The sequence below is a fragment of the Bradyrhizobium sp. PRIMUS42 genome, assembly GCF_023006515.1.
In the GTDB taxonomy this organism is placed as follows: domain Bacteria; phylum Pseudomonadota; class Alphaproteobacteria; order Rhizobiales; family Xanthobacteraceae; genus Bradyrhizobium.
The window spans coordinates 1-2562 of the sequence record NZ_JALBGZ010000818.1 but is presented as its reverse complement, the minus strand read 5'-3'; the positions used below and the strand labels follow the sequence as shown (position 1 = coordinate 2562).

Below are 2562 nucleotides of genomic sequence, written 5' to 3'. Positions count from 1 at the left end.
CACCCGGGCGCGGATGAAGCCGCGGCGGGAGACCACCTTCACTTCATCCCCGCGCCGGAGCTTGGCTTCCGACGCGTCGTCAGGATGCATGAAGCAGACGGCTTCGGGGAAGGCCTTGAAGAGCTCGGGCACGCGGCGCGTCATGGTGCCGGAGTGCCAGTGCTCCAGCACGCGGCCGGTCGAGAGCCAGTACGGATAGTCGTTGTCGGGCGATTCCGCCGCCGGCTCGAACGGCAGCGCAAAGATACGCGCCTTGCCGTCGGGGTAGCCGTAGAACTGCACCTCGGCGCCCTGCTTGACGTAGGGGTCGCTGCCCTCGCGGAAGCGCCACTTCGTCTCCTGGCCGTTGACCACCGGCCAGCGCAGGCCGCGCTCGCGGTGATAAGTGTCGAACGGCGCGAGGTCGTGGCCATGACCGCGGCCGAACTGGGCATATTCCTCGAACAGGCCTTTGTGGACGTAGAAGCCGAAGGCCTTGGATTCGTCGTTGGCGTAGCCGGGCTCGATGTCGGTTACAGGGAATTTGTCGACCTGGCCGTTCTTGTAGAGCACGTCGAACAGCGTCTTGCCGCGGACGTCCGGCTTCTTGGCGATCAGCTCCTCGGGCCAGACCTCCTCGATCTTGAAGCGCTTGGAGAACTCCATGAGCTGCCAGAGATCGGACTTCGATTCGCCCGGCGCGGAGACGAGCTGATGCCAGAACTGGGTGCGCCGCTCGGCGTTGCCGTAGGCGCCTTCCTTCTCCACCCACATCGCGGTCGGCAGGATCAGGTCGGCGGCAAGCGCGGTCACCGAGGGATAGGCATCCGAGACCACGATGAAATTGTCGGGGTTGCGGAAGCCGGGATAGGTCTCTTCGTTGATGTTGGGGCCGGCCTGGAGGTTGTTGTTGACCTGCACCCAATAGGCGTTGATCAGACCGTCCTTCAGCATCCGGCTTTGCAGCACGGCGTGGGCGCCGTTTTTGTCCGGAATGGTGCCTTCGGGCAGCTGCCAGATGTGCTCGGCGTGGTCGCGATGCGCCTTGTTGGTCACGACCATGTCCGCGGGCAGGCGGTGCGAGAAGGTGCCGACCTCGCGCGCGGTGCCGCAGGCCGAGGGCTGGCCGGTCAGCGAGAACGGGCTGTTGCCGGGCGAGGAGATCTTTCCGGTGAGAAGGTGGATGTTGTAGACGAGGTTGTTGCACCAGACGCCGCGGGTGTGCTGGTTGAAGCCCATGGTCCAGAACGAGACCACCTTGGTCTTGGGATCGGCATAGAGCTCGGCGAGCGCCTCCAGCCGGTTGAGCGGCACGCCCGACATCTCGGCGGCCTTCTCCAACGTGTACTCCGAGACGAACTTGACGAACTCGTCATAGCTGATGTCGGTGGAGTCGTTGGGCTTCGACGCGCCCGTCGCCTTCTTCTGGAGCGGATGCTCCGGGCGCAGGCCGTAGCCGATATCGGTCTGGCCGCGCTTGAACACCGTATGTGCGGCGACGAAGTCCTTGTTGACCCGGCCGGTCTTGATGATGTGGTTGGCGATGGCGTTGAGGATGTAGAGGTCGGTCTGCGGCTTGAACACCATGCCGATGTCGGCGAGGTCGAACGAGCGGTGCTCGAAGGTCGAGAGCACGGCGACGCGGACATGCGGCGCCGAGAGACGGCGGTCGGCCAGACGCGTCCACAGGATCGGGTGCATCTCCGCCATGTTGGAGCCCCACAGCACGAAGGCGTCGGTCGCCTCGATGTCGTCATAGCAGCCTGACGGCTCGTCGATGCCGAAGGTCCGCATCATGCCGGCGACGGCGGACGCCATGCAGTGCCGCGCATTGGGGTCGATGTTGTTGGTGCGGAAGCCGGCCTTGAACAGTTTCGAGGCGGCATAGCCTTCCCAGATCGTCCACTGGCCGGAGCCGAACATCGCGACGCCGTTGGGCCCGCGCTTCTTGATCGCCTCCTTCCACTTCAGCTCCATGATGTCGAAGGCTTCGGTCCAGGACACCGGCGTGAACTCGCCGTTCTTGTCGTATTTGCCGTTCGTCTTGCGCAGCATCGGCTGGGTCAGGCGGTCGTGGCCGTACATGATCTTGGAGAGGAAGTAGCCCTTGACGCAGTTGAGGCCGCGATTGACCTCGGCCTTGATGTCGCCGTGGGTCGCGACGACGCGATTGTCCTTGGTCCCGACCATCACCGAGCAGCCGGTGCCGCAGAAACGGCAGGCGGCCTTGTCCCACTTCATTTCGCTGTTGTTGCGCTCGGTAACGAGATTGGCGGCGAGCGCCGGAGCCGGCATGCCAGCGGCGGCGGCCGCGATCGCGGCGGCCTCGAGCTTCAGCATCTGGCGGCGGTCGAGCTTGGGCGATATCATGATGGCTCTTCCTGACTCAGGCGGTTTCAATGGCGTGGAAGACCAGTGCGGCGGAATAGACGTGTTGCAGCGACTGGATGGTGTTGAGCATGGTGCCGAGGCTGCCGGCATCGGGCGCTTCGGTCACGACGACAAGCTTGCCGCGCGGATCGCGGCCGTGGATCTCGCAGCCCGGCAGCGCGGTGATCTCGGCTTCGAGCTCGGCGAGATGCT

General features: G+C 64.6%; 2 protein-coding genes. Both read right to left on the bottom strand.

Features of this window, described 5'->3' with window-relative positions; translation table 11 throughout:
* On the bottom strand, positions 1–2349 hold a 2349-nt coding region (gene napA / locus MOV75_RS34135), incomplete at its 3' end, for a nitrate reductase catalytic subunit NapA (RefSeq protein WP_247007536.1).
* A gap of 16 nt (positions 2350–2365) precedes the next feature.
* Positions 2366–2562, bottom strand: a 197-nt coding sequence (locus tag MOV75_RS34130; RefSeq protein ID WP_247007535.1) for a chaperone NapD, incomplete at its 5' end; no start/stop codon positions are given.